The sequence below is a fragment of the Fluctibacter halophilus genome, from assembly GCF_020687825.1.
GTDB lineage: Bacteria > Pseudomonadota > Gammaproteobacteria > Enterobacterales > Alteromonadaceae > Fluctibacter > Fluctibacter halophilus.
The window spans coordinates 393,532-420,326 of sequence record NZ_JAJEWP010000001.1; the positions used below are offsets into that span (position 1 = coordinate 393,532).

Here is a 26,795-nt window from a genome sequence, read left to right on the forward strand (position 1 = left end):
GAGGTGACATTTCTGTAATCTCCTGTAATGCACTTTTCATTGCGCCTTTTCTACCCTTGTCGGTCTCTATTATTGCATTTGCACCGCCTGATCCGATCACGAAACCAGGTTGGTAGCGTTGTCACCGGGTCAGGGAGCACCCCATGAATGTGTCACAACTGCAGACTTTTGAACGGGAATGTCTACAAGCTCTGGAAGGCTATCGTTGCAATCCACACTCGTTGCATCTTCAGATCCGACTGAATGCCAGCGGCGAACAGTGGCTGGGGTATACCGGCGGGGCACTACTGGCGGGCACATCGCCGGCTTTGCTGTCGCAGCAACCTGGTGCGGGTGATACTGCCGGACACAAGGTATCTTATCCGTTAGTACTGGGAACGCAGTGTATCGGGGACATAGGGGTTAGCGGATTATCCCCAGAGGCAGTGGAGGATGGTAGCCACTACCCGGCGCTGATGACATTGAGCAACATCGTAGTGCGTTATCTCATCCGGGCCCGGGTGGAGCACTCCGCTGAGCAACAAGTATGCTGGTGCGGTAACAGTCCGGCGCTGAGAGCGTTGGAATTGCGTTTGCCGTCTTTGGCCAGTGTGGATTTGCCGGTGTTATTGATTGGACCCTGTGGCAGCGGCAAGCGTATTGCCGCCAGTACCCTGCATTGTCACAGTCACCGCCATCACTGCCCGCTGGTGTATCTGTCAATGGAGGGGGGGGCATCGAAACAACAGGACGCGTCACTGCATGACGCATGGCAACGGGCGCATGGTGGTACCCTGAGTGTTCGGTTGTCCTCTACCCAGGCACCTGCTCGCGTGGCTGAGCGCATTATCCAGTGGCAAACCAAAAGCGGTAGCGACGTTCCAGATGTTCGCCTCCTCGTCAGTGTCAGGGACCATGATGCTGAAGGCTTCTCGTCCTGGCCTTGGTTGCGCCTGACCTTACCCACCCTATCCCAACGACGAGAGGATATACCGGCATTGTTGACCATGCTGCGGGCCAAGTATCGAGGACTCGCTGATCTGCAGTTTTCTGACGGTGCCGTAAAGGCCCTTCAGGAGCTGAACTGGAAGGACAATGTCGTCGGGCTGGAACGGTTTGTGGCCCATGTCGCATTGTCATCACCCCACACGACCCTCGAAGGGCAAGACATACAGCAAATGGATTTAGCGGACTTTGCGGCAGAAGGAAACGCAGTTCAGTGTTCGGGCGGCGGTATCCTGGATTGGTCCAGTACGCCACCGTGTAGTTCCGCCGCTGGGTTGGCGGCTTTTGTGCAGGCTATGCTGAGCCCCGACTGGCAAGCCCCTCCATCGTTCCATGTGGCCTTGGTTCGGGCGTTACAGATACTGCGTAAGCACGGTGGTGAGCCGTTGCCACTCACCGAACTGGCCCGTCAGGTATTTGTCAGTCCGGCGCATTTATCCGCCTTGTTTCGTCGTCATTTGGGGGCTTCGTTCAAACCGCTACTGCAACAATTAAGGGTCGAGCGGGCCAAAACGATGTTGCGTGCACAACCACGACAATCGGTGACAGATATTGCTTTTGCGCTGGGATTTCATGACTTGCGTCACTTTGAAAAGACCTTTCGTCGCCATGTTGGCTGCTGCCCTCGGGTATTCCGGCAGGACGGCTGAACCGTGCAATCGATTTTTACCACTGGATAACGACGTGGCGCGAAAAGTACCCATTTTTGGCGCTTTTTTTACCCGCACAAGCGCCGCAAGACTTCTAGTCTGGATCATGTTCAACGATCAGTGACGCCCTGTGCAGCGCTGCGAAGGACATCCACTTTTTGAATAACACCACAGAACAGGAGTGAACATGGCATTTCCAACCTCTGTCAATGATCAGATCACCGACTCGGTGACGCAGGCCAACGTTGAAGTGCTTGGCGATGCGCCTGCGATGTCAATGGGCAATCTGTTTCAGGCAACTTCTCAGGCGCTCGGCAACGCAGCGCACAACGCAACGTCTGCGCAGCAGCAAACCGCGGTGACGGCTCAGGCAGCAACCACCATGGGTGTCGCAACGTTGTACTCATTGGACACTGCGTCTACGGGCAAGGCGACATCAGCGATCTTGCAATCCAAAGTCGCGGGTTTGAATTAAGTCTTTACCAATAATTGGAGAACTACATCATGGCATTTCCAACATCAGTTAACAGTCAGATCACTGACTCGGTTACCCAAGCCAATGTCAAGGTCCTGGGCGATGCCCCCGCGTTGTCGATGGGCAATTTGTTCCAGGCGACATCACAGGCGCTTGGCAACGCAGCACATAACGCCACTACCGCACAACAACAAACGGCAGTGACCGCTCAGGCAGCAACCACGATGGGCGTCGCAACGTTGTATTCCATTGATACTGCCAGTACAGGCAAAGCGACCTCAGCCATTCTGGGCTCGTAATTGCGGATAAGGAGTCACTGAAATGGCATTTCCAACCTCCGTCAACGACCAGATCACAGATGCTGTCACACAGGCCAACGTCAAGGTCCTGGGTGACGCCCCTGCGATAGCGATGGGTAACCTGTTTCAGGCAACGTCACAGGCGCTGAGCAATGCGGCACACAATGCCACGTATGCCCAGCAACAAACCAATATTACGGCTCAAGCGGCCACTACGGCAGGGGTAGCGTTATTGTATGCCCTTGATACTGCATCAACCGGGAAGGCGACAAAAGCCATTCTTGCATGATGCTTCAACCATTCAATCAAATAGAGGGAAACCGATATGTATCCTACATCCGTCAACAGTCAAATTACTGACTCAGTCACGCAAGCGAACACCAAAGTATTGGGTGATGCACCCGCAGTATCCATGGGCAATTTCATGGTGGCTACTTCCCAGGCACTCAGTAACGCCGCACACAATGCAACCACCGCGCAACAACAGTCGGGTATTACCTGGCAGGCGGCGACGGTTCAGGGTGTCAGCACGTTGTACAGTGTCGATACTGCTTCGACCGGTGTTGCTACCAGCAAGATTTTTGCGTGATACCAACAGGGAAACCGGCAGTAACCCGGATTTCTAGTGTCCAGGGGGAGTCGTCACAGACTCACCCCTCTTATTCAAACGGACCGTTGACCCGGTTTTTGTGGTAACCGGTCGACGGCAAAACAGGTAGCGCAGCTGGCGCTGCAAAGGTGAACGTCATGAACAACGCATCGACAGTAAACGACGTCATTACTGACGCAGTATCCCAGGCCAATACCTTGTTGGTTGGGCTGGCTGCACCCCAGGGGATGGCGCTGCTGGATGTTGTGTCCGCAGAAACCCTGGGTATGTCCATGCACAATGCAGTGTCGGCACAGCAAAACGCTCAAATCACCAACAATGCGGCGGTCACCACCACCTGTGCGCGTATTCTGGCGGCAGAGCCTCCATTGCCACCCAGTCCCGCTGGTACCGTGCCACCACCCTTTATGCCTTTATCCGGCAATGGCGGGGGCGGCAGTGGTTCAGCCCCGGAAGACCTGCTGAAAATGGCCTCACAACTGGCCGAAGCCGCGATACAGCAAGCCAAAAAAGAAGGTGCTGACAGCCAGGCCACGCAACAAGCGATAGCGGCATTTCTGGCCCAATTGGAGGCAATGAACAAACCAAGTGATTCTGGTAGTGGCTCGTCGGGCGGTGACAGTGGCGGCTCATCGCCTGCGCCATCACCCGCGCCAGCACCGTCGCCAGCACCTGCGCCTTCGCCATCACCCGCGCCAGCACCTGCACCGTCGCCAGCACCCGCGCCGACACCGCAACCAGGCCCCGCGCCGGCACCCAAGAAAGACGAGGGGCACTGAAAAGGGCCAGCTCATCCGCAACTTAATTTGGCAACCAGGAGGATCCTTCCATGGCTAATGAAATGGTAAATCCACAAATCGCGAACTCTATCCAGGCGGTGCAACAAGCAACGCTGACCGGTGACATCATCCGGCACGCTGGTGCTGGCAAAGCCTATCAGTCAGTGTCGCAGTCTACGGCGATCGCCGTACAGGATGCCACGGATCAGTTGCGCAATCTCAATACCATCAGCACCACGGCGGCTGGCGTGGCGATTTCTCAAATGCTCGCCACCGGCAATGTGGCCCAATGTACCGAAGTACTGACCCAATTGCAGACCTTGATGACCGGTGCGGCAGAGAATTTCAAAACCATCGGTAGCAACGCCGGTGAAGTACTGTCGACGTTTCCCACCGGCGATTAAGGTTACCGGACCTAACGAGGATGCATCATGATTACTATTCAGTACCCCATTGTCGATGACAGCGGACTGAGTCTGGCGGGACGCCAGGTACTTGGATGGATCCCCGGGGGCACGCGCTGGTTTCAGCAAGCCATCAGCGATGGGCGTCATTACACGTTTCATGCGGAAAGTGCGTTGTTAAACAGTGTACTTCAGGGTTTGTATAGTGCTCAGCAGGTACCGCTATCAGCCTGCGGCTTTAGTGCCTCGGCGGACTTTTTGCTGGGTTTGAACGACAATCAACGCTCGGTAATCGATACGGTGATGCAAGGAGGGAAGTCAGCGGCACAACGTCAGGCCCTTGATGCACTCATTGATACCAAAGGGCTGGTCACCGAACAGGATTATGCCGCCGTACAGGAACGACTGGCCGCTTGGTCAGTGGCGGCGTCAGCCCCGTTTCAGCATCTCAATGGCAATGATCTGCGAAGCCTCCATCAGTTGGAAACGCACCTGCACGCCAACACCTACAGTGATGCACTGATCAATAATGCCGTGGCATTCGCGAAAACCCACTGCGCCAATGCTGGCGGATTCGCCAAGCTGGTGCAATTCGCCCTGAGAACATTCGCAGCGCTGGTCAGTGATCCGGCCACGTCCGGTATTTCTCCTATGGTCAAAACGGCCTTTGCTCAGATTTTCGATCACAGCTGCTGCATGGTGATGCAGCGACTGGTTTGCCCTACCTTAGCGCCCCCTCAAACCACCGCTGACAGTCAGTCTTTGCTGCGGGATTGGGGCAGGCGCCGGCAATTTACCGGCTTCACCGATCTGCCTACCGGCGTATTGCAGCTGGTGCAGAACATCGGGGTGTCCCCGCTTCGCCAACAGTCTACGGCGACCGTCGCCATGACGCAGTTGGAACAGCGCCTATGGCCCTTTCTCGCTGATGTGACCGTTTCCTCCTGCTGTTTGTCACAGGATGGAACCACCTGGCGTGTGGGAGCTATGCAGCAACAAACATCGGCAGAGTATCTGTTGAATGACGATGGTTGCCTGACATTGGATGCCCTTTCACTTTCCCCAACATCGGAGAATTCCTAATGGCAACGTCAAAAAAAGCGCCGACCAAGAGTACCGGCAATGATCCCCTTGCCACTGAACTGGCAAGCCTGCAACAACGCATGGACAGTCTTGAAAGTGATGTAAAAGCGCAGCTTGCCTCGCTGGAGGCCTCAGTACAGCAACAGCTGGCAAACATCGCGCAGACACAAACCGAATCGGCCAGCGAAAAGGACCCTGAGGCTGATCCAGATGTTGATCCTGTGCAGGCCAGTGTTGCGCAGTTAGCCCAACACGACCAACAGACCTTTCAACATTTGCACCAGCAAGCACAGGCGTATTTGAACCAGGCGGGACAGCCCGGCAAAAACGAAAGCCCAGCGGAACATTTGCAGCAGGTGTCCAATGCATTGCACGGTGCTGCCCAAGCCCAACAAGTTCCTCTGCAGCAGCTGCAACAAGCGGCACAGCAACACATCTCCCATGCCGAGCAGGCGGTGCAGGCGTCGATTGCCCAGATCAGCCAGTCACTGGCGCAACAGCAGCAGGCTATGCACAGTGTTATGCCGTCAACAGCGCAGGAGACCGCCACCGAGCCTTCCCCTGATACTGATCCGAATAGCGGCGCCTGAGGGATAGGGCAATGATAGCCATAAAGCGGCCAGCGGTTTGCCTTAGCCCTGATCAACAGCATAAGCAGCGGGCAGCGGTGCAGCAAATGCAGGCAATACTGACAGCGGTTAATCAGTCCCACCCCTATCGACTGCTGCGCACCCAGGACCGCCGCGCATTGCTGCAAAAAGGCTATGCAAGAGACTTGGTCGAAAACCTGGTGTACATGACATTACGACCACAGCCGGGATTGTCTGTCCAACACGGCGATCGATTGATGATTGGGTTTACCCAAGCCGCGTTTGACCCGTCCCTGTACGGTTGTGACAACATCAGCGAAGCGCTGATTAAAGCCAACCAGGGCTGTTGCAGTTGGTGTGAGCGGCTGATTGCCGCTAATGATGGCGCAGTCTTTCACTATCGCCCACCGTGTGGTTACCTGCAGGGATTGGACATACAGCGAACCGCTTACTATGCCCTGGCTTATGATGTGAACAACCTGCTGTTTGCCTGTGGCGATTGTGCCCAGCGCTACAAAGGGAATCATTTTCCGGTGATCAGCGGCCCCCATATGCCGGATGTGTCCGAATGTGCTGAGCGGCCGTCTCTGGTCAACCCCTATGGAGAAGATCCACGCCAGTTTATCCGCTTTAACCCCATGAATGCGTGCGCGTATGGGTTTGATGAAGTGGTGGCATTCTATCAACAGACAAAGGGCCTGTCCGTCGAGCAGACCGCTGATTTGGTTAGCGCGGATCCCGGCCGTATTCCTGACCAACAGGATATTCGGGGTCACAGGCTCAGTGACAGTTCGGTTGACCGGGCCTATCAACAGTGGTTGTGCGGTTGCGCCAACAGCGGTCAAACGCCTCGACGGGGGCAGTCAACCATTGATTGTCTGGGTTTAAACCGTCCCGCGTTGGTTTACGCTCGGGCCGCACAGCTGCGAGATTGGCGCCTGGCGTGGCTCGGGTGGTCTGAAAAAAGCGATAAGGTTTGTGACAATCCGTTAGCTGAACAGGCTCCAGTGCAGTTTCGCAGCCTGTTCATTGATGCCTGTAACACCTGGCAACAGGCGCAATGCGCCCAGGGGACCGCCCATGACTAAGTCTTCGAAAAAGCAAAAGCGTCAACGTGCAGCCATAACGCCTCAGCCCGATTATCACCCGGCCACGGTTTCCCCTGCACCGATCAAGCGGCCGTCAGCGTTGGCGCAACCTGATTACTCCGGAACCCGTCAAGGGGCAGCGCATAACCCTGCACCGCCACCGGCTGTCGATCCTTATCTGAGCCACTATGCCACCGTGTTGAGTACACCATTGACACAGCCACAACCATTGATCCCGCAAACGGTAATGAGTGGTCTGATGTACATCGTGCTGGAGCAGGAGCTGACGTTGCGTAATAAACGCCGCATTGTGTTGTTGGATAGCAATGATTTGCTGTACGGCAGTGTGGGCGGAAAGTGTGTGATGCTGTCCATCGACTGGCAAAAAGACTGGCACAACGTGGTCAAGGTGCACGAGGGAAAACACACTTGGGAGACCAGTTTTGCAGAGCTGGCAGCGACACAGGATATCGCATTGCTACGCTTATTCGCCCACAGTGAAGTCTGGGCAGAGGGTACCTACGCGCCATTGGCGTAGGGGGACAGGATGAAGCTGATCAAATATGCATTGCTGGTCGCCGCAGGGATCGTAATGATCTGGCGTCCGCCGCTGTTTCCACCGTTGCCGGCTGTGTCAGCCCTGTCACCGCCAGTGCGCTCAACGTCGCCAACCACGTTGCAGGATATTCACACGGTTTTTTTGACACCGCGAAGCGGGGACACCCTCAAAAAGCAGGCGAGTCACAGCGTGTCTCACCTGCAAAACCTTAATCATCGTCAACTCAAACAACACCAGGAAAGTGTGTTGAGCCATATCGTACGTACCCTCGTGGATCGTCTGTTCAACCTGGCCATTTTGCCGTTTGGTTTGTTGTACGTCATGTATCGTTGGGTTCGTTCGAGCGTGGCTGACAACCTGACCTATCTGGAGAACGCACATGAAAAACCCTAAAGCGCGGGCATTGCGTCGCAGCATCAGCGGCTGGCTGACTGAGCAAATCAACAACCTTTCGTTGCAAGGGGATCCTGTACCCTGGCAAACCATTAAACAGCAGACCCGGGGGTATGTGCTCAAGGGGTTGCAAGACATCAATACCGGCTTGGATACATTGGTAACATTGACACGGGAAACGTACTCCCTGAACACGCAGCTACCTTTGGTGGTGTTTTATATCAAAGGCGGCAACGCGTTTCGACGAACCGTTAATGGTGAGTCGGGTTCGTCAGACTGGGATACCCAGATCCTGATCAATCCCTGGTTGCCGCCACCGGTATTGGATTTTTTGTACGGTCAGATTGAAGACCTGTTGATGGATGTGTTCACCCTGACTGCAGCATGCATCGGTGAAGTGACCAAACAGGCATTGCCGGATAAAACGACGTTAAACACGGTGATCGCAGGGCTTTGGGGGCAGCAAAATGATGCTATCCCCTGTGATGGAGCAACGCCCCTCAATACCCTTTATGACCTTGAACTGACCAAGCAGCAATCCATCCGCATGGTGTTTAATCACGCTATGACTGGTCTTTGGGCAAGGGAGTCACATGGGCTTAAAAGTGATGGGCCCGGGATGATCTTCAATGAGGCCATTCGACCGTTTTCGCTGCATCGCCTGGGCTATGTCTGGCGGGCCAAGGCCAAAACAGGCACGGCCGCGATTGCTATCGACAGTCCCATTCTGATGGAGCTGATTGACGTCACTATTCCGCGTAAGAATACCGTTGAAGCGATTGAATTGTGGCAGTCCAGTATACTTGGTATTGAAGATACCTCGGTCGTGTTGCCGCCGGCAATGCCGCCACTGCCTCCTGAGTTACCGGCGTTACCCCATGACGTTCAACTGCCCATGCCGGGTCTGCTTTACCATGCCCGCGAACAGTTGATTATGCTCAGTGAAGTGGCGGACGGCTCCTCCCGCCATGTGGATAAAATGAAACGGCGTATAGAGCGTTTTATTGTTATATGGAACTTAGATCAAGAGCCGAGGGCCAAAGCTGCGCTCACTACCTTGTTGCAAGAGACCATGGGACAGGTTGTGGATGACAGTTTCCAGTTTAATAATGCGGGATGGTGTGAGGCATTACTTACTGGCAGTGCCAAGCAGCCAGTGGATGAGGTCGCACAGGTAATACGGGCACATTCCTGTGCTGCATTGGGTCCCAGTCAATGTGGATTACGTTGGGTAGCCATCCTACTGGATGTTGTGCATCAGCGCAGTGATGCGTTGAAGACACCCCCCAGTCGTGAGCAGGAACAGCAGACCAGTGCCGTTATCGGAACAATTATTAATCAACTCAATGGGTTGTCAGATCGGGTCAAAGCTTCCCCTTTTAACCAACATGTCAGTATTGAGGAGGCGGGTTTCAGCGATGATCCTGCATTACAGTGGAGTCTGGACGAAAGCTCGTTGTTCACCGCCAAGGCGATGCCCATCAGCGGGATCGATTGTATGATCGTGGTGCGCACCAACAGTAAACGAACCAACCAGGCCTGTGTTGAGGACTTTAGTCAGCATTTACAACATCAATGTGGTGTGGATCAGGCCCGCATCCACGTCCGTCATCACGCTGACAGCCACAGTTCAGGTCTGTTTTATGCCAGTACACTGGTGGTGTTTAATACCCGTGGCAGCGTGCAACTGGTGGTGACCTTTTCCAGTGCCGATGAGGGGGCCTGGCCTCGTCGCTATCCTTACAATGGCAAGCTGATTTCCGTTGCGGCGCTGCCGTCGATGGCCAGCCAACGACGGGTGTGTGCCGCGATGACCGAAGACTACGTGATCCGTACCGCATTGGCCCGACAGGTGAGTCTGATTGAGTGCATTGTGACGACCAATGGGTGATGGAACACGCTTTTTCAGTGTGATAGTTGTCGAGCGTCTTGAGTGTCGGTGATTTCGCAGTATCCTGTGCTGTGACACTGATCACGACACGACGAGAATTGAAGGAGAGCGGGGTGCAGATATCAGGGACGTTTGACGTCACATTACAACCATTGGATACCATTGCCCAGGGTAAGGACGGAGTGTCGTTGGGACGCATGTCTATCGACAAAACGTTTCATGGCGACTTGTCTGCCACCAGTCAGGGCGAAATGCTCAGTGCTATGACGCCCACACAAGGTTCGGCCGGCTATGTGGCCATTGAGCAGGTTTGCGGTACATTGATGGGCAAAAGCGGCAGCTTTGTATTGCAACACTATGGACAGATGGCGCAGGGCAATGATCGCCTTATTCTTGAAGTGGTGCCGGATTCGGGCCGCGGGGAATTAGCGGGTTTGTCTGGTGAAATGACCATCCACATAGAGGCCGGGCAGCATCACTACCGCTTTGACTTTCAGTTACCTGAGTAGTCGGAACACCAAATGACTCTGTCACTGAAACAAGCCAGCCAGGCAGATTTAGACTATCTGTTGACGCTGCGCAAACTCACCATGACCGAGCACCTTGAACGTGCCGGGCGCTTCCTGACCGACGCAGAACATCTTGACAGGGTGGCTTACGGTTTGGCGCATGCCCATCTGTTGCGCGTCGGGTCAACAACGGCAGGAATGATCAAATACATCGCGGGTGATCAGCAGTTGGACATCCTGCAATTGCAAATACACCCTCAGCATCAAAACCAGGGGCTTGGCAGACGCGTGCTGGAAATGCTTATCCAACAGCTGTCTCCGGATTTGGTAAACCTCTCTGTTCTGAAAGGCAATCCCGCCATTGCGCTGTACCAGCGCATGGGGTTTGTGGTGGTGGCTGACGAAGGGGATGAATGGCGTATGCACCTGACATTGACCTGAATTGGCACAATACCTGCTGAAGTCTGTCCGATGACGTCATTTTGACAGTGGATTGCATCCACTTACCATTTTTTAAGGACAGGCATGAAACATTCAATTCTGGCCGGTGCGATCAGTGCTGCACTGGCGCTACCGGCGCAAGCCACAACCGTGGACGGATACCCCAACGAATTGACCGTGGATCAGGATGGGCAGGCTTTTTTGCGTCTGTTTATTCCTGACGGTGAAGGGGTTCCCTGTGCCGCTGAAAGCTATCATTTTGCCTTTGCTACACAGGAACAGGGCCAGACCTGGATGGATATGCTGGCCATGGCCCGTCAGTTGGGCCAGAACATGCGCTTTGCCTATGATGAAACGGATTGCACATTGTTGTCGGTTACGTTACCGGCCGTATTTGATGATGGTGGCACAACGGACATTGGCGGCATGACCGAGACGGGTATCCTGGGCAATGTCGCATTGATCGGGACTAACAACCTGGTTGAAGCGAGCTACAGTGCGTCTGCGCACTACGCGCTGGACACGCCGGCGGGGGCTTTCGATGGCTACAGCTTCCTCGATAAAATTAACGAAGATGCGGGCGAAAAAATCAGCCGCGGCATCTGGATGGCCAAAACCCGTGACAGTGACCGCATTCCGGTCAATCCCTGGGTGCAGGTGGATTTTGGCAAGGCAGTACGCCTCAGTGGCCTGCGGGTGGTGGTCAATGACAAGTCTATCGAACTTGGCCGCAGTCCCCGCAATGTGTCTTTGTATGTGTCTAATAACGGTACCGATTTCGCGGTGTTTGAATCGACCACGCTGGACAAACTTGAAGGGGTACAGTGGGACTTTTCCCGTGGTATTACGGCGCGCTATTTTCGCCTGATGGTGAAATCGAACTATGGCGATCCGAACTTCGCGGAAATTGATGAACTGGAATATTTTCAGTGATGCTTCGCCACAGGATTTAAACCTTTGCTGTGGCGGCAACGACTCAGGTGTATCAGGAAACGCACACAGGATATACCACTATGTTTGATCGTACGCAGCTCCAGCGCCTGCTCCCGATGCTACTGATGCTGGCAACCGTCAGCGTCAGTGCCATCGCCGACGTCCCACCTGCCAAGGTGATGATGATGGGCACCTTTCATTTTGACAGTCCGGGTAAAGACACCATTAAGGTTACCCATCTGGATGTCATGACAGCCAATAATCAGGCCTATCTGGAAGGTTTTAGCACCCGGGTTGCGCAGCAATTTGCGCCTACCCATGTGCTGCTGGAATGCAGCCCTGAAAATCAGTCCCTGATTGAGCAGCGTTTGGCTGACTACCTCGCCGGTAATGACCCGTTGCGTCGCAATGAAATCTACCAGGTGGGGTTTCGCATCGCCGCCCAGTCTGAGGGTGCCAAGGTCATGTGTTTTGATCACCGCGATGTTCCCTGGCAAGCGGAGCCACTGTTTGCGGCGATGACGTCACAACCATCCCTCGATGCCAGTATGCAGGCCTTACTGGATAGCCACAAAGCGCGCATGGATGCATTGCATGCCCGTGGCGATCTGCGCGCTATTTTGCTGGACAGCAACGACCCTGACATTGACCGTCAAAACCAGTACCTGTATTTGCACACCAATGCTGTAGGGGCGTTTGACGACTTTATCGGTGCAGATGCCGCCGCCAGCTGGTGGCACAGAAACTTCCGCATGTATGCCAATGTGCAGCAGGTCGCGGCGCCTGGCACGCGGGTATTTGTATTGGGCGGACAGGGCCACACCGCAATCCTGAAGGATTTACTCGCCATCGACACTGCCCGTGAAGCCATTGATGTGCTCCCTTATCTGCACTAGCGACCATGTCCTGTGCACGCCGGGAGCCGATGAAGACTCCCGTTTGCCTCACAGGTTGTTGAGGAAGTAACGCCAGCGCAGCTCCCGATAGGCCCGGTCATCGTGCAGGTAGTGACTGCCGCCGGGGATGAGGCGGAAATCCACGTCGATACCTGCGTGCAGAAATGCCTGAGCCAGGCGCAGGGATGCCGACGGATGCACATTGCTGTCCCTGCCACCATGGGTGAGCAGCAGCTTGCCCTTGAGGCGCTCGACCTGATGCAGGTTGGACTGTAATTCCCATTGTTGATTGACTGGCCAGTCCATCCACAACTCGTTCCAGCCCATTTTATCAACCCGGAAATCGTGGTTGCCTGACGCGCTGATCCCCACCTTATACAGGTTTGGGTGGCGATACATGGCCTGCACGGTATCGTATCCCCCAGCACTGAAGCCGTAGATACCGACCCGGTCCAGATCCATATAGGGCCGGCTTTTCGCCAGTTGCCGCATGGCCCAGACATGGTCATCGCTGCCTGTGGCAAGGTTTTTGTAACTGTGGCTGTGGAACGCCCGGCCTCTGCGGCTAGTGCCTCGACCGTCCATGCGGATCACGATGTAGCCCAGTTGGGCCATCGCCAGGCGGTGATTGGAGAAGGTATTGAAGGTTTTCGGTGTGAAGAACCCGTGGGGGCCGGTGTAGATGTTGTCGATCACCGGGTAGCGTTTGCCGGGGTCAAAATCAAACGGCTTGAACAGCAAACCGTACAACCAGGTTTCACCGTCTTCTGCCAGCACCGCAAAGGGCTCAGGCGGCTGCCAGCCTTTGCGATATAAAGCACTGGCATTGGCTTTCGCCAGTGTGTCCAGGATGCGCCCATCTTCAGCGCTGCGCAGCACGGTTAGCGGTGGCGTGGCCGTGTCTGAGTAGGTATCCACGAAATAGCGCCGGTCCGGAGATACGCTGATGCGGTGTTCAAAGGGTTCCGGTGTCAGCAGTACCGGCGACGGGTTGTCCAAATCCACGCGATAGAGGTGCTGCAGGTAAGGGTCTCTGTCATCGAATGCCCCGGATGCGGTGAAAAACAGCCGTCCCCGTTGGCTATCCACGGCTTTGATCTGTCGGGTAGTGTAATGGCCCTGGGTCAATGCCCGCTTTAACCGACCGGTCTGGCTGTCGTACAGGTAGTAATGATTAAAGCCACTACGCTGTGAACTCCAGATGACCTCATTGCGGGACGGCAGCACATGGAATTCCTGCACCCAGGGGTCAATGAAATCGTTCGCTCTTTCGCGGATGATTGCCCTGACACGGCTATCTGTCGGGTCAACTTCGTTGAGGGTATAGGTGCGGTTATCACGGCTGCGGTGCAAAAAATAGAACTTCCCCGCCACCCATTCTCCCCACAGGGCGCCGCCGTAATAGGTTTGCGTCACCGGTGGCGTGTCCAGTTTGGTGGCCCGTTGATTGCCAACATCGATCAGCACCGGCCGGGCCTTAACCGTATGTTCATCGCCGGCCTGAGGGTAGTAGTAGGTGACGCCCTGTACGCCGAAGTCGTCGCTCGGGGCGGTCAGGGTCAAGCGGGTCACATTGCGACGATCCAACTGATAGGTCATGGCGAAACGTTTGTCTGCCGACCACAACACCTGGGTATCTTGTTGCTCGTCAAACGCCGGATCATCAAAATAGCTGTCGGGACTGGGCATGCGAATTGCGTAAGGTTGCTGTTCACTGCCATCGTCGGTGAGCGGCGTACACCGGGCCAGTTTGCACAGCCACAGGTTGTAGTCACGGACTTCAACCCTGACCGGCGTTGGGTCAGGTGTGTTGTCTGGCTGATACGGGGCACACTGGTAATCGTTGTCTGTCATCGAACAGGCGTAGCGCTGGTCACGATAATCCAACTGAACACGCAGCGCGTCCTTGTCGTAAATCACATTGGACAGGGGCTGCTGTTGCCAGTCGGGGGTGGCTTTAGCGACCTTCTGTAAAGCACTTGCCAATGCGCCGTGATCAAACAGCAGCTTTCGCTGGCCAGCAGACACCTGCACAAAGCGCTGCTTTCCTTGTGCGTCGATGTGCTGGTACCAGAACCCATGACCGGTGTCGTCAAGCCAGTGGGGGATAATGCTCAGGTTAGTAACCAAGTCCCGGGTTTGGTCGGGTTCCCATTGGCGGGCCTTGGCGATGGCCAGGTTGTTCGACGCCGGTGCAGTTGATGACAGAGTGGGGGAGTTGTTGGTCTGGCAACCCAGTAACGACAGGGTAATCAGCAGTGTCCAGTGCCGCATGGTATGTCCTCTGAAAGTTGGTTTTGGGTAAGGGCCCTGTGACTGGGCAACGTATTCAGGCTATCGGTAATTTTGAATAAATACAATATATTGTATGCAATATGTTTTGTGCGGCGAATGATGCATAACAATGGATTGATATACAGAAACCCAGTACACTTCGGGAACAATAAGGAGTATCGACAACACTATGGCAATACAGCACAAAACCCGCACCCAACTGGTGGTTGAGGCAATCCGCGAACGCATTCTCAAAGGTGAAATCGCCCCCGGCGAACCCCTTCGTCAGGCCGCCCTGGCCGAAGCCCTCGAAGTAAGCCGTATCCCGGTGCGTGAAGCCCTGGTGCAACTGGAAGCGGAAGGATTGGTGCAATTTGAAGCCCACAAAGGGGCTACGGTATCTGAGTTGTCGCTGGAGCAGATTGACGAAGCGTTTGAGTTGCGCGCGCTACTGGAAGCGGAATTGTTACGCCGCTCTATTGGCCATCTGAACGCCGATGATTTTGCCCGTGCCGAGGCATTAATGGCCGACATGGACGCAGCGCTCAGCAAAGGCGACATGATCACCGCCACCGGCGAGCTCAATATTGCGTTTCACAATGTGTTGTATGCCCGCGCCGAACGGCCGCAAACCCAGGAGCTGGTCGATGCGCTGAACAAAAACTGTCAGCGCTTTGTGCGCCTGCACATCTCTTTGGCCGGGGGCCTGGACATCGCCTCTAATGAACACAAAGAGCTGTTGACCTTGTGTAAGGCAGGGGAGAAGACCAAAGCGGTCAATTTCCTGAAGCGACATATTCTCGGCGCCCGGGACGACATCAAAGCGTTTCTGAGTAAGCAGGAGCAACAACTGGCCTGACACTGACCGTTGCGGTTAGTCGCTCCCTGTGTTGAAAACGGTCGCAATCGGCGGCCGTTGGTTTTTCTGAGCGGTAATCATCCTTTCTGTCCAGCCCGGATAAGCCTGTTTAAACCGGCCAATACTGTTTGCCAGACGCATATTTTTTTCCCCTTAAACCTCTAGAATCCTACCTGATGACGATAACTTATCCGATATTGGAATAAAAAATATTGTATGCAATATACAAAATAATGCATAAATCGTAACCTCGCATTAACAATTAAAACCAAAACCACACAACAAGCGAGGGAACATCATGTCTGTACACCTATCACACCGGCGCTTTCGGCGCGCCGGACTCAGCTGCGCAGTGGCTGGGGCCATGCTTGGCACCACAACCGCGGCACTGGCCCAGACCACCGACACCGCTGACACTACCGAACAAGCGGCGCCATCGGTGGAGCGTATCGCCGTGACCGGTTCGCGGTTAAAACGGATTGCGGTTGAAGGGGCATCGCCGATCATCACCATCTCTGCCGCCGATATCGCCGCCACCGGTTACACCACAGTGTCGGACGTGTTGCGTAACTCTAACCTGAACTCCTTTGGTTCCTGGGGCGGTGGTGCCAACAACAGTTGGGGCTCACAGTCTACGGTGGCGCTGAAAGGCTCATCGGTGAACCACACCCTGACATTGCTTAACGGACGCCGTATGGCCAAATCTCCGGTGCTGGATGGTGGCGCGTCAAACCTCAACACCATTCCTGCTGCGGCTATCGAGCGTATTGAAATTTTGTCTGACGGGGCGTCGGCGATTTACGGCACCGACGCCATCGCCGGGGTGATCAACATCATCCTGCGCGATGATTTTCAGGGCGTTGAGGTACAGGTCAAAGGGGAGCGCCCGGAGGCAGAAGGGGGCGATTCCGAATTTTACTCCTTTACCGGCGGCCTGTCGGGGGAGATGGGTAACATGGTGTTTTCCTGGGAGCACTATGAATACGATCCGATTATGCAAAAAGACCGTGATTTTCTGAAGGCCCATGTGGTCGAGGGCGACGGCACCCATATCCAGGACTGGGTCGGTCTGAGTACATCGGGACGTACGCTGATGAAAAACGCGTCGACCTGGGACTGGCTCAACCCCATTGTCAATGCCAATGGCAGCTGCGACATGTACAACCTTGGCAACAGCACCGAGTTCTACGGTGAACTGCAGGACTATGATTATCCCAGTGATCGCCTGTGTGCCTACGACTACACCCTTGAAGCAGCATGGGGCTCGAAGATCCGTCGCGACAGCATGCTGATGAATTACACCTACGACATCAACAGCGATGTCACCCTGACCGCACGGGGCTACTGGTCGAATCAGGAGGCGCTGGATGTGTCTGCTCCGACACCCGCCACCATCTGGTTTGATAAAGACTTGCCGTCCTATGAGACCGCTGAAGGCTGGATATTGCGTGAAGTGGAGGCCGGTGATGGTTTGCGCTATCGCTTTAACACTTTGGGGAATCGGATTGCCGAGCACAACGACAACAACCTCGACCTGCTGATCGCGCTGGAAGGTTCTACCGACCGCTTCAGTTGGGACGTGTCAGCCAATTACAATCGCTACAACTACTTCGTCTGGGGGCGTAATTACCTGCTGAGTTCAGCGCTGACCGACGCCGTGGGCGACGTTAACGCCGACACGGGTCAATTTGAGGGCTGGGACCCCCGAGACCCACACGCAGTGGTGCCTGACGCGATTGTCACCAATGCCGATAAGCGCGCCGAGGCGGTGTATGCCGAATTGTCCGGTGGGGTGCAGTTTGACCTGTTTGAACTACCCGGCGGCGCAGTATCTGCCTATGTGGGGGCGTCGTTACGCAACGAACAGTATCGTTCCTCCATCGACTCACAGTCAGAAGCCGGTAACGTGATCGGCGGCAACGGTGGCTCCGGTGGTGCCGGTGAGCGGGACGTCAGTGCGGTGTATTTTGAGTCGGTGCTGCCGCTGTTCGACAGTGTCGAGTTGAACATCGCCGGTCGCTACGATGATTACAGTGATTTTGGCGGCACCTTCAATCCGCAGGTGTCGCTGCGTTACAAGCCGATGGAGTCATTGTTGCTGCGCGCGTCCTACGGCACCGGCTTTCGTGCCCCGACCCTGAGTGATCTGTACCAGAGTCGGGTGGAAGGTTTTGAACGGGAAGTGAATTACCGCTTGTGCCACCAGGACAATGCGGCGCAGAACCCCGGCCTGGGCGTGCCTGAGCTGGTGGAAATGACCCTCAGCAACTGTCAGGTGTCCGGTTCAGAGTTCAGCCATATCAGTGGCGGCAACCCGGATATCCAGCCGGAAGAGTCGACCACCTATAACGTCGGTGCGGTGTATCAGATCAATGATGACTGGTCGGTATCGCTGGACGCCTGGCAACTGGAACTGGATGACGAAATCGACGAGCTGGGTGACGATGCGATTATCCGCATGGACTACCTCAATTCACTTGGCCTGATCGAGCCGGTCAGCAGCCTGTTCCCGGGAGTCGGGGTGAGCTTCAACGACGGCAACCGCTTTGTGCAGTTGGTCAACGTGACCGGTAACTTTGGTTCTTCCGAGCGCTCGGGGGTTGAGTTCAGCCTTAACGGCCGGATGCAGACCGAGTGGGGTGATTTCAGCATCAAGCTGAACTGGTCTCATTTCAATAAATACACTTACACCTTTGTGAACAGTCAGGGTGAATTTGAAGTGGCTCAGGATCAGATTGGTTACATTGGTTATCCGGAAGATCGTATCAGCAGTACGCTGGATTACACCCTCGGCGACCATCGCATCAGCCTGTACTCCAATTACACCTCGTCACAGGACCGTTCGGGCAACAACGTGCTGGATGATTACATCAGCCACAACCTGACCTACCGTTATGCGGCGTCATGGGATGCCGACATTGCGTTGTCGGTCCTCAACCTGACCGACAAACAACCGCCGCTGGAGTCAAACACCAATGCACCGAACACCCAGTTGTATAACTACACCGGGCGCAACCTGGTGTTGAGTTACAAGCAGCGGTTCTGATAGCGCCTCCCTGTACGTCCTTCTGGGCTTCTTCGGAAGCCCTTTTTTATGTGATGGAGCGAGGGGGAGGCCGGCCGTGGATTTGACCGGGACGGTCTGTGCCGTTATGCTTTACGCATTATTTCCCCATTAACCGTAAGGAGGTGCCCTGAATGTATCGTTTACTGCAAATACACACGCAAACCGTCCTTACGTCACGTCTGGCTTAGCTCGCGCGAACCTCCCTGCCGTAAGGACGACAATTAACATTTTTGTCGGAATTACGATATGTTCAAAAAACTGAATGCTATGACGGCCAAGCCGTCTGTATGGTCTGCCTATACCGCAGATGTGCTGTGGACCGATCCTCATGTGTCTGCACAGATGCTGTCTTTTCATTTAAACCCTGACATCAATGCGGCGTCCCGCAGTTTTGACGTGATTGATGCATCGGTCGACTGGCTGACAGCCACCCTCGGTCTGGGCCCGAACAGCTGCTGCATAGATTTTGGCTGCGGACCGGGATTGTATACTCAGCGCTTCAGGCAACGAGGGGTGGGAACCGTTGTCGGGGTGGACTTCTCAGCCCGCTCCCTTGCCTATGCGAATGAGCAGGCCTCAAAGGCGGGACTCGACATCGACTACCGCCTGGTCAACTACCTCGCATACCAGGACTCACGCCAGTACGATCTCATCACCCTGGTGATGTGTGATTTCTGTGCCCTCAGTCCGGTGCAGCGGGAAACGTTGCTCAGGTTGTTTAAAACGCTGCTTAAACCCGGCGGCACCATCGCCCTGGATGTGTTCACCGATACCCGCTTTGCCCGGCAAGTTGAAACCGTTGACCTGGCCAAAAATGCCATGGGCCAGTTCTGGTCGGCACAGGAGTATTGGTGTGTGCATTCATCACATGGCTATGATGAGCAACAGGTATGGCTGGATACGTACGTGATCATCGAAGCACAGCGCCAGTGGACGGTGTACAACTGGTTACAGCACTTTAGCCTCGAACGGCTGACGCAGGAGCTGGCGGCCTGTGGCCTGCGCCCGGTGAAGACTTGTGCTGACCTGTGCGGCTCCCCCTTGTCAGAGGGCGATGAGATGGCGGTGTTGATCACCCATGCATAAGGACTAACAACAACGGGGCTGGATGCCCCGTTTTTTTGGTCGGGTTTGTGCCATCGAGGGTTAGCGAGTAACTACATAGGCTTGTTATGTAGCAATTGCATATTTACTTCGGAAGTGGTTCTTTTATCAATTCAAATGGGTAATCCGCAGACTTTTCGGCTAGCGCATCCGCAGCTTCCTTGCGACTCATTTTTTCAACAACTCTCTTTTGATAGTAGTCATTCCACATCGCATCATTCGTTACCGGAATTAAAAAGCCCATTTCGGCTCCAATTTTATCTCGTTCATCAAGTCTTGCTTGTACAATTTCAATTCGTTTTTTTGTGTCCGCGGTTGACTTTTTTGCCCCGCTCGATAAATACGCCGAAGCAATTGCTGCAATCGCACCAACACATGCAGTGATAATTGTCGCGATATCACTATTCTCCATTTCTTCTCCAAAATTAGACTGCCACATAACGACGCAATAAGGGGCTGATAATACTTGGCTATATTTTTAGTGAAGTGGAACAGTGCCAAGCTTTAGCCGTTTCACTTTGATTGCCTATTAGGTTGCGAACATATAGACTGAACCCAAGATTAAAGCTTGAATTGTCAAAACAGCCCCGCCCCATAAAACCACAAAACGCCATCCGATATTCTGATTATTAAAGAAAGACAATGAGTTACAGTAGACGTATTGAAACACTAATACGACTCCCGAACCTATACCAACGTTAATAAGAAAGTTTGTTGGCGCAATCAACATTATGGCCATTACAGCCAAATAGGTTGGTAGACCAAGTACATGCATGCACCTAGTTCCAACTTTCCCCATTTTTGTATATGTTAATAACATAGCGACCAAACTACTCACAAATGAGACTTCATAGTAACACTCGCTTTTCCTGAAAAACATGTTCTGTGTTTTCATTGGAAGGGTCACCTGAAAATGAACGTCCGCTCAATCCACAAGAGCAGTCATTTGTTAGAACTTCCCGCAACGTCGGCAATTCGCTCTCAACTCCCACTCTAAGCGAAAGAGTGAGTGGAACCACCTTGTTACCCGCTAGTGCTTTGTGATTAATGCCCAGTTGTCTTCGAACTTCGATAACTCAGTTATCGTCAGTATAGAATGCATCGAATTGCCAAGCTTTGGCCGTCGATATCCATGGCTCTCAATCCAGGTAGTAAACCGGTTGATATGAGCCTCTTGGATATCCTTCTCTGTGCAGATAAAAAACCTTGCGCTACCGAGATCTTTCGATGGCAGGTTGATCAATACCCATATCATTTTGGGGTGGATGAGTTTTCTTTTTTCGCCGAATGAATAAAGGCCTGTATCGTCAACATTGGTTTCAATCCACGTTGAAATTTCGCTTTGAGCCAATGTATTTGTGGTGCTGGTTTTTACTTGAATAATTTTAGATCTTAGCGTTTCTGCATCGACAGCAGTGACGTCAAATGTTGGGACGTTTCCTGCGAATGGGCTGGCATAGAAACCCATCATGCCAAGTTTGGCTGAAAGCAAATGTTCCCCGACTTGTCCTACCAATTTGTTGTTAAGAGTACGACTCATGTACTGAAAATCCCTTTTTTCTGTTAAAGAAATTAATGCTATATGAGGGCGCTTCAATGTGCGATGTCATCTCGCCTTTTCGTTACCCAAGTGAGTCTAACGATATTTATGAACCCAACAGCTTCGAATGTTCCAGGAAAGCAGAAGGATTGATAAATTTCCCTAAGGCTGCTCACGCAGCAACAGTTCGCTGCCGTCGAATATCAGCAAGGGTGCTTGCTGTTCGGTCAGAATGACCTTGGTGTTGGGGTTCCCAGGGTTGTTAGCAAAGGCGAGCACCGCCAGCGCGCGGTCATGATTGTAGAGCGAATCCAGGAAGCCCATTGTCAGGCATGTTGGTCTCGAAAGCCGGTTAATAGCAATAGGGTGGCGATGATAAAAGTTACTGAACCAATACTTACAAACAGTAGAGGAGGCTCGCCGAGCGTACTGACATACACAGAGTAGACAACATAATTCATCATGGACTGAAAAATTAGGCTAGAACCGATTAACAGCCAAACTAGCCTGGATTCGACGCGATGATAGAGGTAGCTTACAAGTGTCAAGTTGACCAGGCCTACAACTAATCCTCCTACGCCTGCCAATCTGATCAAGGCAAGGAACAGGGTTTTGTAGTTTTCGCCAAGTCTATTCCAATCAACATTTAAGGCTTGCGCATGATATGGCATAAATTCGCTGGCAGTGACATATACGATGCCAAAAAGTATGTGAGTTAAGCCTCCTAAGGCGAACAAAGCTAGCGCTAATTTCCAAATCATTTTCGATTCATTAAATTACCTGAGGTTCTAAATTAACAGGCCGGGCGAGTAGCGAGGACCCAACCCGCGCGTTTTGTTAGCTGAACTCGAATGAATTGGTCGACACTATACTTCGATCTCATCACCATAGCGCATGATACTGCATTCAATTCCCAGCTTCTCCACTTCACGCTTGAACAATTGATCATCTGCGCAAGCAATATTTTTTATCCAGAAAAATGCGACGTTATAATGGCAAGGAATTACCTTCTTCGGTGCTATGATTTTCACTGCCTCAAGCGCATCGTATACATCCATTGTCCACGTATTATTACCTGGCCCACCAATAGGAAGCATCAGCACATCCGGTTTCAAACCTGCCCATTCGGTTTGCAAAACAGAATCCCCCAGATTCACAATCGTTTTTCCATCTACTGTGATTTTAAAGCCGACAGAACCAATACCGACTCTTTCTCCTGGCCCCGGTTGCTGTTTTATTTTGAAGCATAGTATTGGAACACTGATAGGACCATGCACAGTTTTGAGTGCTTCAATTTGCACATCACCCAAGCTGACTGACTCACCAATGTCTAGCGGGTGTACATTTTTAAATGGGACCCAGGACGTTAAACCTCTACCGCGAGGATTGACCAATAGTGTTTCGCCACCTTCGACTTTAGCCAGGTCCTTGCCACATACAACCGGTGCATGACTGGCTTGTGCTACCCGATCTGCTTGCCAGTAATGATCAGGATCGCCATGGGTGATGAGAATATGCGTGATGTTTTTCCATTCTGCCTTTGGAATGAGACTGCTAAGATTGAAAATCCAGAGATTTTGCCCGGGGTCAATGGCAATTTTGTTGTTACTGTTTTCAATTAGAAATGAATTGTAGAGGAAGTGTCTTATCTTCATGGAAAACTCTTCGGCCTTATTTGAGTTTTTGATAGACACGTGGATCAATCGCCGCTGCACAGAACATGCCTCCGGCCAGGGAGCCTGCGATACCCGGACTCATCACATCCTGACCGGACAGGAACAGACCGGGCACAGGCGTACGCGCGCTCAGTGCATGCGATAGCATCCGACGAGGGGTTGTTTCGACACCATAGAATCCGCCTTTTTCGTGACCGGTGAAATAGGCTGTCGCCAGGGGCGTGCCCAATTCATGGTACGCAACCATCGGTGCAAGATCAGGAAACTTGTCGTTAAAGAAGCGCACAAGTCTGGTTTCGACACTTTGCTTGAAACTGGCCCACTCTTCAGGGTGAGCTTTCGCGCCGCCATCCGCGAATTTGGCGACAGAAGACCAGGTGGATAGCAGCATGACATCGGCGGTATGCCGGTTCATCGTACCTGGGTTGTGTGTGGGATCTTTGAGCGACGGAAACGACACAAACACCATCGAAAAAGGCTCATTGTCACCCCCTGTCCATGGGTGATCAAAAGTGTTCCAGTCGGCATAAAACCAATGGTTTGCGCGAGTAGCGCCGTGTTTGGCGATATCGCCTTCCAAGCCAAGATACAGATCAAAATGGCAAATCGATGGCGTGAATGAGGCAATTTCCTTGGCCCAGTGTTGTTCAACAATGTCCTCTGGGAGTAGGTGTTTTACGGTTTCACCAGCACCCAATGCCGAAACAATGATGGGGGCATGAAAAACGTCTCCAGTTTGGGTGCGCACACCCACGGCCTTACCTTCATCGATCAGGATCTTGTTGACTGCAGTATCCGTCATGGCGCTACCTCCTGCCGCTTCGATGACGGGAACCAGTCCCTTTGCAATGGTGCCCGCACCGCCTACCGGATAGGCTGCGCCGTTAAGATAATGCCCCATGACCATGCCGTGAATGGCGAAACTCGCTTGTTTGGGATTGCCACCATAGGTGCCCCATTGGGCAGCTAACACCGTAGCGAGTTTCGGATCGCTGATCAGTTCATTGAGCACCTCATGGGTTGTGCGGCCTGCCCAGCGCTGAATTTTTTTTGCATTCCACCATCGATGGGCCGAGCGGAACGGCTCTGAAATTGAACGCTCAACACCCAACATGTATGCGGTTTCCTCTGCTGATGCTAACGCTTCAAAATACGCATCGATCTCATGGGTATTGTTGGGAAAGTGCTCCTTGAGTTCCATTTTATACGCGTCAGAGGGACGTCCAACGGAGATGTCAAATCCATCTGGAAAATGCAAAGTGTCATAGATTGTACCGGTGGATTGAAACGAAATGGTTCCACCGCTGAGCCAATTAAGAATGCGGCCTGCAAACTGGTCATCACCAAACAAGCCACAATAGTGGAGCCCGACATCCCAATGAAACCCATGCCTTGAAAAGGAATGGGTAAGCCCACCGATGGCTTGTGCCTGTTCGAGTAAAAGCACTTTATGTTCCATGCGGGAAAGGGCGGTAGCAGTGGCCATACCGCCGATTCCCGATCCAATGACAATGACATCAAACGCGTGTGTTGATGGTGCGGCTGGCATGCGGAGTTGCCTCTAGTGCTGATGTGACTGTAGATAACTGTAGTCAACCTGATTTGCGTTGCAGAGGTTATGACCTACATCAAACAAATGATTCGGCAATGGGTATTCATGATGTCGGGCCAAAACTCAATGCACTGAGGTTTAACTGTGTTGTCTTTATGGTTGCTCACGCAGCAACAGTTCGTTGCCGTCGAATATCAGCAAGGGTGCTTGCTGTTCGGTCAGAATGACCTTGGTGTTGGGGTTCCCAGGGTCGTTAGCAAAGGCGAGCACCGCCAGCGCGCGGTGATGATTGTCCGGCAGGGTGATGTCGTTGAATCTTACGCCTGTAACCAGTTGCATTTGCACTGTTCGGAGATGTTGACCATACATCGATTGAAACGCCGCTTTGGATTCAAACCACTGCTGCGCGTTGAGTGGTGCAATGACGTCGAGCACCTGCTGATCGTACACAAAGAGCACATCAACGCTTAGCGCATAGCGAAGTTGTGCCGATGGGGCCATCTGCACCGAAAGACGTTCCAGGCCATTGGCCCGTGACCAGGGCGCCTGCAATGCCGAGCAACCCAGCAATACACTGGTGATGGCGCATAGCAGCAACACACGCAATAAGCTCAACAGCATCTCCATGACTCACCCAACGTCAAACCCTGACTAACGGTATAGCGTGGATTTGCTCAACTGTCGCGGGATGCTGTGTAAATCCTAAGGTGTGTTGTCTGGAACAGCCTGCAATCGCATTGTCCGGTCTTTATGTTCCGGTTTTCAGCGCACTGAGTAATGGGGTAGGGCGCTGGGTATATACGCTTTATCCGATGCTGTATTTCGGATGAAGCGGGATAGCATGAACGGGGTCAGATCGATCGTTGTCGGTTGCTGATTGATCAACTGACTGATCAGCGCGCCGGTGATCCCGGCCTGGGTCAGCCCCAGGTGGCCATGTCCGGTGGCTACCAGTATGTGGGGGTGGTCGGGCAACCGGTCGATGATCGGCAGGGAATCCGGCAAGGATGGCCGGCCGCCGTGCCAGTGATGGCTGGGCTGCACTGGCAGGTGATGAACCGGGTCAATTAGCGCCCTGGCATGACCAAGCAGTGTGGCGGCGCGCCTTTGCTGGTTTTGCAGCGCAGACGGTGCGGCGCTGAAATCGGCAAACCCGGCGACACGCAGACCGTTGTTCATCGGGGTCATGATGCAATGGCGTTCGGCCGACGTCACCGGACAGTGGAGCCCTGGTACCGCTGGCGTCATGGCATGAAAACCGTATTCGGCTATCAGCGGTACACAAACACCCAACGCCGCCAACAACTCGCGGGACGTCACTCCGGCGGCTATCACCACATGGGAATACCGGCGGGATTTGTTCGGTGTGCAGATCAAAGCATGATCGTGGCGTGGGATCACGCGGCTGACCTTTTCCAGTAGCAGACGTGCGCCCTGGCGCTGACAATGGGCAAACAGCTTAAGGCCGAGCAATTGGGGGTCTGTGACATGGCCGGTGTCGGCGAAAAAAATCCCGTGGCGAATGGTATCACTGAGCGCCGGTTCTGCCTTGCGTACCTGCACGCCGCTGGCACCTTCGGCACTTACCCCGGCCTGATTGAAGCGTTTTATCTGTCCATCCACATCCCTCTGACCGTTCTGTTCAAACACCATCCATGATCCCTGCGTCCTGATCAGGGATGCGCACTGGGCATCTGTCAGTAGCGTCAACAAAGCCGCCTGCGCCCGTTGGTTCAGCTGCTGCAGTGCCTGACTGTTCTGATGTTGAACTGCGCTGCGCATATTGGCAGCGAAGCGTGACAACCAGGGCAGTAACGGGGGGTTAGTCAATGGCGACAACCGTAACGGACTGGACGGTGACAACAACAGTCGGGGCAGTTGCGTCAACAGCCCCGGGCCTGCCATGGGGAACACCTGTTCGGTGGCCAGGTGGCCGGCGTTGCCTTTAGAACAGCCGTGGCTGATCCCATTCGGATCAAACACATCCACCTTCCAACCACTGCGCTGCAAATACGCGGCACAGCACACCCCTACGATGCCGGATCCGATCACTGCGACTCGCTGAGTAAACCCTTGTTGCTGCACTGACTTGTTCCTTTTCGAAACGAACTGACGGCATGTTATGTGAAAAATCTATTG

General features: G+C 53.6%; 29 protein-coding genes. 20 read left to right on the forward strand and 9 right to left on the reverse strand.

Annotated elements, in window-relative coordinates; translation table 11 throughout:
• The first annotated feature begins 143 nt into the window (after window positions 1-143).
• From LJ739_RS01860 to LJ739_RS01940, 17 genes are all read left to right on the forward strand, one after another.
• Window positions 144-1,634 carry a helix-turn-helix domain-containing protein gene (locus tag LJ739_RS01860; RefSeq protein ID WP_229156899.1) on the forward strand — a complete coding sequence of 497 codons (1,491 nt, stop codon included), beginning with the start codon at window positions 144-146 and terminating at the stop codon, window positions 1,632-1,634.
• 187 nt (window positions 1,635-1,821) lie between these two features.
• Window positions 1,822-2,109, forward strand: a complete 288-nt coding sequence (locus LJ739_RS01865; protein ID WP_229156900.1) for a RebB family R body protein — start codon at window positions 1,822-1,824, stop codon at window positions 2,107-2,109.
• A 29-nt stretch (window positions 2,110-2,138) separates the two neighbouring features.
• Window positions 2,139-2,408 carry a RebB family R body protein gene (locus LJ739_RS01870; RefSeq protein WP_229156901.1) on the forward strand — a complete coding sequence of 90 codons (270 nt, stop codon included), beginning with the start codon at window positions 2,139-2,141 and terminating at the stop codon, window positions 2,406-2,408.
• Window positions 2,409-2,430: 22 nt separating this feature from the next.
• Window positions 2,431-2,697, forward strand: a complete 267-nt coding sequence (locus LJ739_RS01875) for a RebB family R body protein (RefSeq protein ID WP_229156902.1) — start codon at window positions 2,431-2,433, stop codon at window positions 2,695-2,697.
• Between the two features lie 36 nt (window positions 2,698-2,733).
• The gene (locus LJ739_RS01880; RefSeq protein ID WP_229156903.1) at window positions 2,734-2,997 is read left to right on the forward strand and encodes a RebB family R body protein; all 264 of its coding nucleotides are present in this window, start codon (window positions 2,734-2,736) and stop codon (window positions 2,995-2,997) included.
• Between the two features lie 158 nt (window positions 2,998-3,155).
• Complete coding sequence (locus LJ739_RS01885) at window positions 3,156-3,797, forward strand: RebB family R body protein (protein ID WP_229156904.1); 642 nt, start codon at window positions 3,156-3,158, stop codon at window positions 3,795-3,797.
• A 50-nt stretch (window positions 3,798-3,847) separates the two neighbouring features.
• The gene (locus LJ739_RS01890) at window positions 3,848-4,201 is read left to right on the forward strand and encodes a hypothetical protein (RefSeq protein ID WP_229156905.1); all 354 of its coding nucleotides are present in this window, start codon (window positions 3,848-3,850) and stop codon (window positions 4,199-4,201) included.
• Between the two features lie 27 nt (window positions 4,202-4,228).
• Window positions 4,229-5,284, forward strand: a complete 1,056-nt coding sequence (locus LJ739_RS01895; protein WP_229156906.1) for a hypothetical protein — start codon at window positions 4,229-4,231, stop codon at window positions 5,282-5,284.
• Window positions 5,284-5,874: a hypothetical protein gene (locus tag LJ739_RS01900; protein ID WP_229156907.1), complete on the forward strand. Its 591-nt coding sequence runs from the start codon at window positions 5,284-5,286 to the stop codon at window positions 5,872-5,874. Before LJ739_RS01895 ends, LJ739_RS01900 begins: the two co-directional genes overlap by 1 nt.
• A gap of 11 nt (window positions 5,875-5,885) precedes the next feature.
• Complete coding sequence (locus LJ739_RS01905; protein WP_229156908.1) at window positions 5,886-6,962, forward strand: HNH endonuclease family protein; 1,077 nt, start codon at window positions 5,886-5,888, stop codon at window positions 6,960-6,962.
• Window positions 6,955-7,500 (forward strand): hypothetical protein, encoded by a 546-nt coding sequence (locus LJ739_RS01910; RefSeq protein WP_229156909.1) that lies wholly within the window; start codon window positions 6,955-6,957, stop codon window positions 7,498-7,500. The genes LJ739_RS01905 and LJ739_RS01910 overlap by 8 nt, the downstream gene beginning before the upstream one ends.
• Window positions 7,501-7,509: 9 nt before the next feature.
• Window positions 7,510-7,914: a hypothetical protein gene (locus LJ739_RS01915; protein ID WP_229156910.1), complete on the forward strand. Its 405-nt coding sequence runs from the start codon at window positions 7,510-7,512 to the stop codon at window positions 7,912-7,914.
• Complete coding sequence (locus LJ739_RS01920) at window positions 7,901-9,805, forward strand: hypothetical protein (protein ID WP_229156911.1); 1,905 nt, start codon at window positions 7,901-7,903, stop codon at window positions 9,803-9,805. The genes LJ739_RS01915 and LJ739_RS01920 overlap by 14 nt, the downstream gene beginning before the upstream one ends.
• 113 nt (window positions 9,806-9,918) lie before the next feature.
• Window positions 9,919-10,314 (forward strand): DUF3224 domain-containing protein, encoded by a 396-nt coding sequence (locus LJ739_RS01925; RefSeq protein WP_229156912.1) that lies wholly within the window; start codon window positions 9,919-9,921, stop codon window positions 10,312-10,314.
• A 12-nt stretch (window positions 10,315-10,326) separates the two neighbouring features.
• The gene (locus LJ739_RS01930; protein ID WP_229156913.1) at window positions 10,327-10,755 is read left to right on the forward strand and encodes a GNAT family N-acetyltransferase; all 429 of its coding nucleotides are present in this window, start codon (window positions 10,327-10,329) and stop codon (window positions 10,753-10,755) included.
• Window positions 10,756-10,839: 84 nt separating this feature from the next.
• Window positions 10,840-11,688, forward strand: a complete 849-nt coding sequence (locus LJ739_RS01935) for a discoidin domain-containing protein (RefSeq protein ID WP_229156914.1) — start codon at window positions 10,840-10,842, stop codon at window positions 11,686-11,688.
• Window positions 11,689-11,768: 80 nt separating this feature from the next.
• Complete coding sequence (locus LJ739_RS01940; protein ID WP_229156915.1) at window positions 11,769-12,584, forward strand: DUF5694 domain-containing protein; 816 nt, start codon at window positions 11,769-11,771, stop codon at window positions 12,582-12,584.
• 48 nt (window positions 12,585-12,632) lie between these two features.
• Here the strand turns inward: LJ739_RS01940 and LJ739_RS01945 are convergent, their stop codons facing one another.
• On the reverse strand, window positions 12,633-14,858 hold the full coding sequence (locus tag LJ739_RS01945) for a S9 family peptidase (protein WP_229156916.1): 2,226 nt from the start codon (window positions 14,856-14,858) through the stop codon (window positions 12,633-12,635).
• Between the two features lie 190 nt (window positions 14,859-15,048).
• Between LJ739_RS01945 and LJ739_RS01950 the strand changes: the two genes are divergently transcribed.
• From LJ739_RS01950 to LJ739_RS01960, 3 genes are all read left to right on the forward strand, one after another.
• Window positions 15,049-15,717 (forward strand): GntR family transcriptional regulator, encoded by a 669-nt coding sequence (locus LJ739_RS01950; protein WP_229156917.1) that lies wholly within the window; start codon window positions 15,049-15,051, stop codon window positions 15,715-15,717.
• A gap of 298 nt (window positions 15,718-16,015) precedes the next feature.
• The gene (locus LJ739_RS01955) at window positions 16,016-18,763 is read left to right on the forward strand and encodes a TonB-dependent receptor domain-containing protein (protein WP_229156918.1); all 2,748 of its coding nucleotides are present in this window, start codon (window positions 16,016-16,018) and stop codon (window positions 18,761-18,763) included.
• Window positions 18,764-19,030: 267 nt separating this feature from the next.
• On the forward strand, window positions 19,031-19,870 hold the full coding sequence (locus LJ739_RS01960) for a class I SAM-dependent methyltransferase (RefSeq protein WP_229156919.1): 840 nt from the start codon (window positions 19,031-19,033) through the stop codon (window positions 19,868-19,870).
• A gap of 103 nt (window positions 19,871-19,973) precedes the next feature.
• Here LJ739_RS01960 and LJ739_RS01965 read toward each other — a convergent pair whose 3' ends face one another.
• From LJ739_RS01965 to LJ739_RS02000, 8 genes are all read right to left on the reverse strand, one after another.
• Window positions 19,974-20,300 carry a hypothetical protein gene (locus LJ739_RS01965; RefSeq protein ID WP_229156920.1) on the reverse strand — a complete coding sequence of 109 codons (327 nt, stop codon included), beginning with the start codon at window positions 20,298-20,300 and terminating at the stop codon, window positions 19,974-19,976.
• A 618-nt stretch (window positions 20,301-20,918) separates the two neighbouring features.
• Complete coding sequence (locus LJ739_RS01970) at window positions 20,919-21,428, reverse strand: hypothetical protein (protein ID WP_229156921.1); 510 nt, start codon at window positions 21,426-21,428, stop codon at window positions 20,919-20,921.
• 162 nt (window positions 21,429-21,590) lie between these two features.
• On the reverse strand, window positions 21,591-21,752 hold the full coding sequence (locus LJ739_RS01975) for a hypothetical protein (protein ID WP_229156922.1): 162 nt from the start codon (window positions 21,750-21,752) through the stop codon (window positions 21,591-21,593).
• Between the two features lie 2 nt (window positions 21,753-21,754).
• Window positions 21,755-22,189, reverse strand: coding sequence for a hypothetical protein (locus tag LJ739_RS01980; RefSeq protein WP_229156923.1), 435 nt, complete (start codon window positions 22,187-22,189; stop codon window positions 21,755-21,757).
• A gap of 105 nt (window positions 22,190-22,294) precedes the next feature.
• Window positions 22,295-23,083 carry an MBL fold metallo-hydrolase gene (locus LJ739_RS01985; RefSeq protein ID WP_229156924.1) on the reverse strand — a complete coding sequence of 263 codons (789 nt, stop codon included), beginning with the start codon at window positions 23,081-23,083 and terminating at the stop codon, window positions 22,295-22,297.
• Window positions 23,084-23,099: 16 nt separating this feature from the next.
• A complete protein-coding gene (locus LJ739_RS01990; protein ID WP_267494130.1) occupies window positions 23,100-24,653 on the reverse strand; it encodes a phytoene desaturase family protein in 1,554 nt (517 codons plus the stop codon).
• A gap of 156 nt (window positions 24,654-24,809) precedes the next feature.
• A complete protein-coding gene (locus LJ739_RS01995) occupies window positions 24,810-25,271 on the reverse strand; it encodes a hypothetical protein (protein WP_229156926.1) in 462 nt (153 codons plus the stop codon).
• 147 nt (window positions 25,272-25,418) lie between these two features.
• On the reverse strand, window positions 25,419-26,741 hold the full coding sequence (locus tag LJ739_RS02000; protein ID WP_229156927.1) for an NAD(P)/FAD-dependent oxidoreductase: 1,323 nt from the start codon (window positions 26,739-26,741) through the stop codon (window positions 25,419-25,421).
• Between the last annotated feature and the right edge of the window lie 54 nt (window positions 26,742-26,795).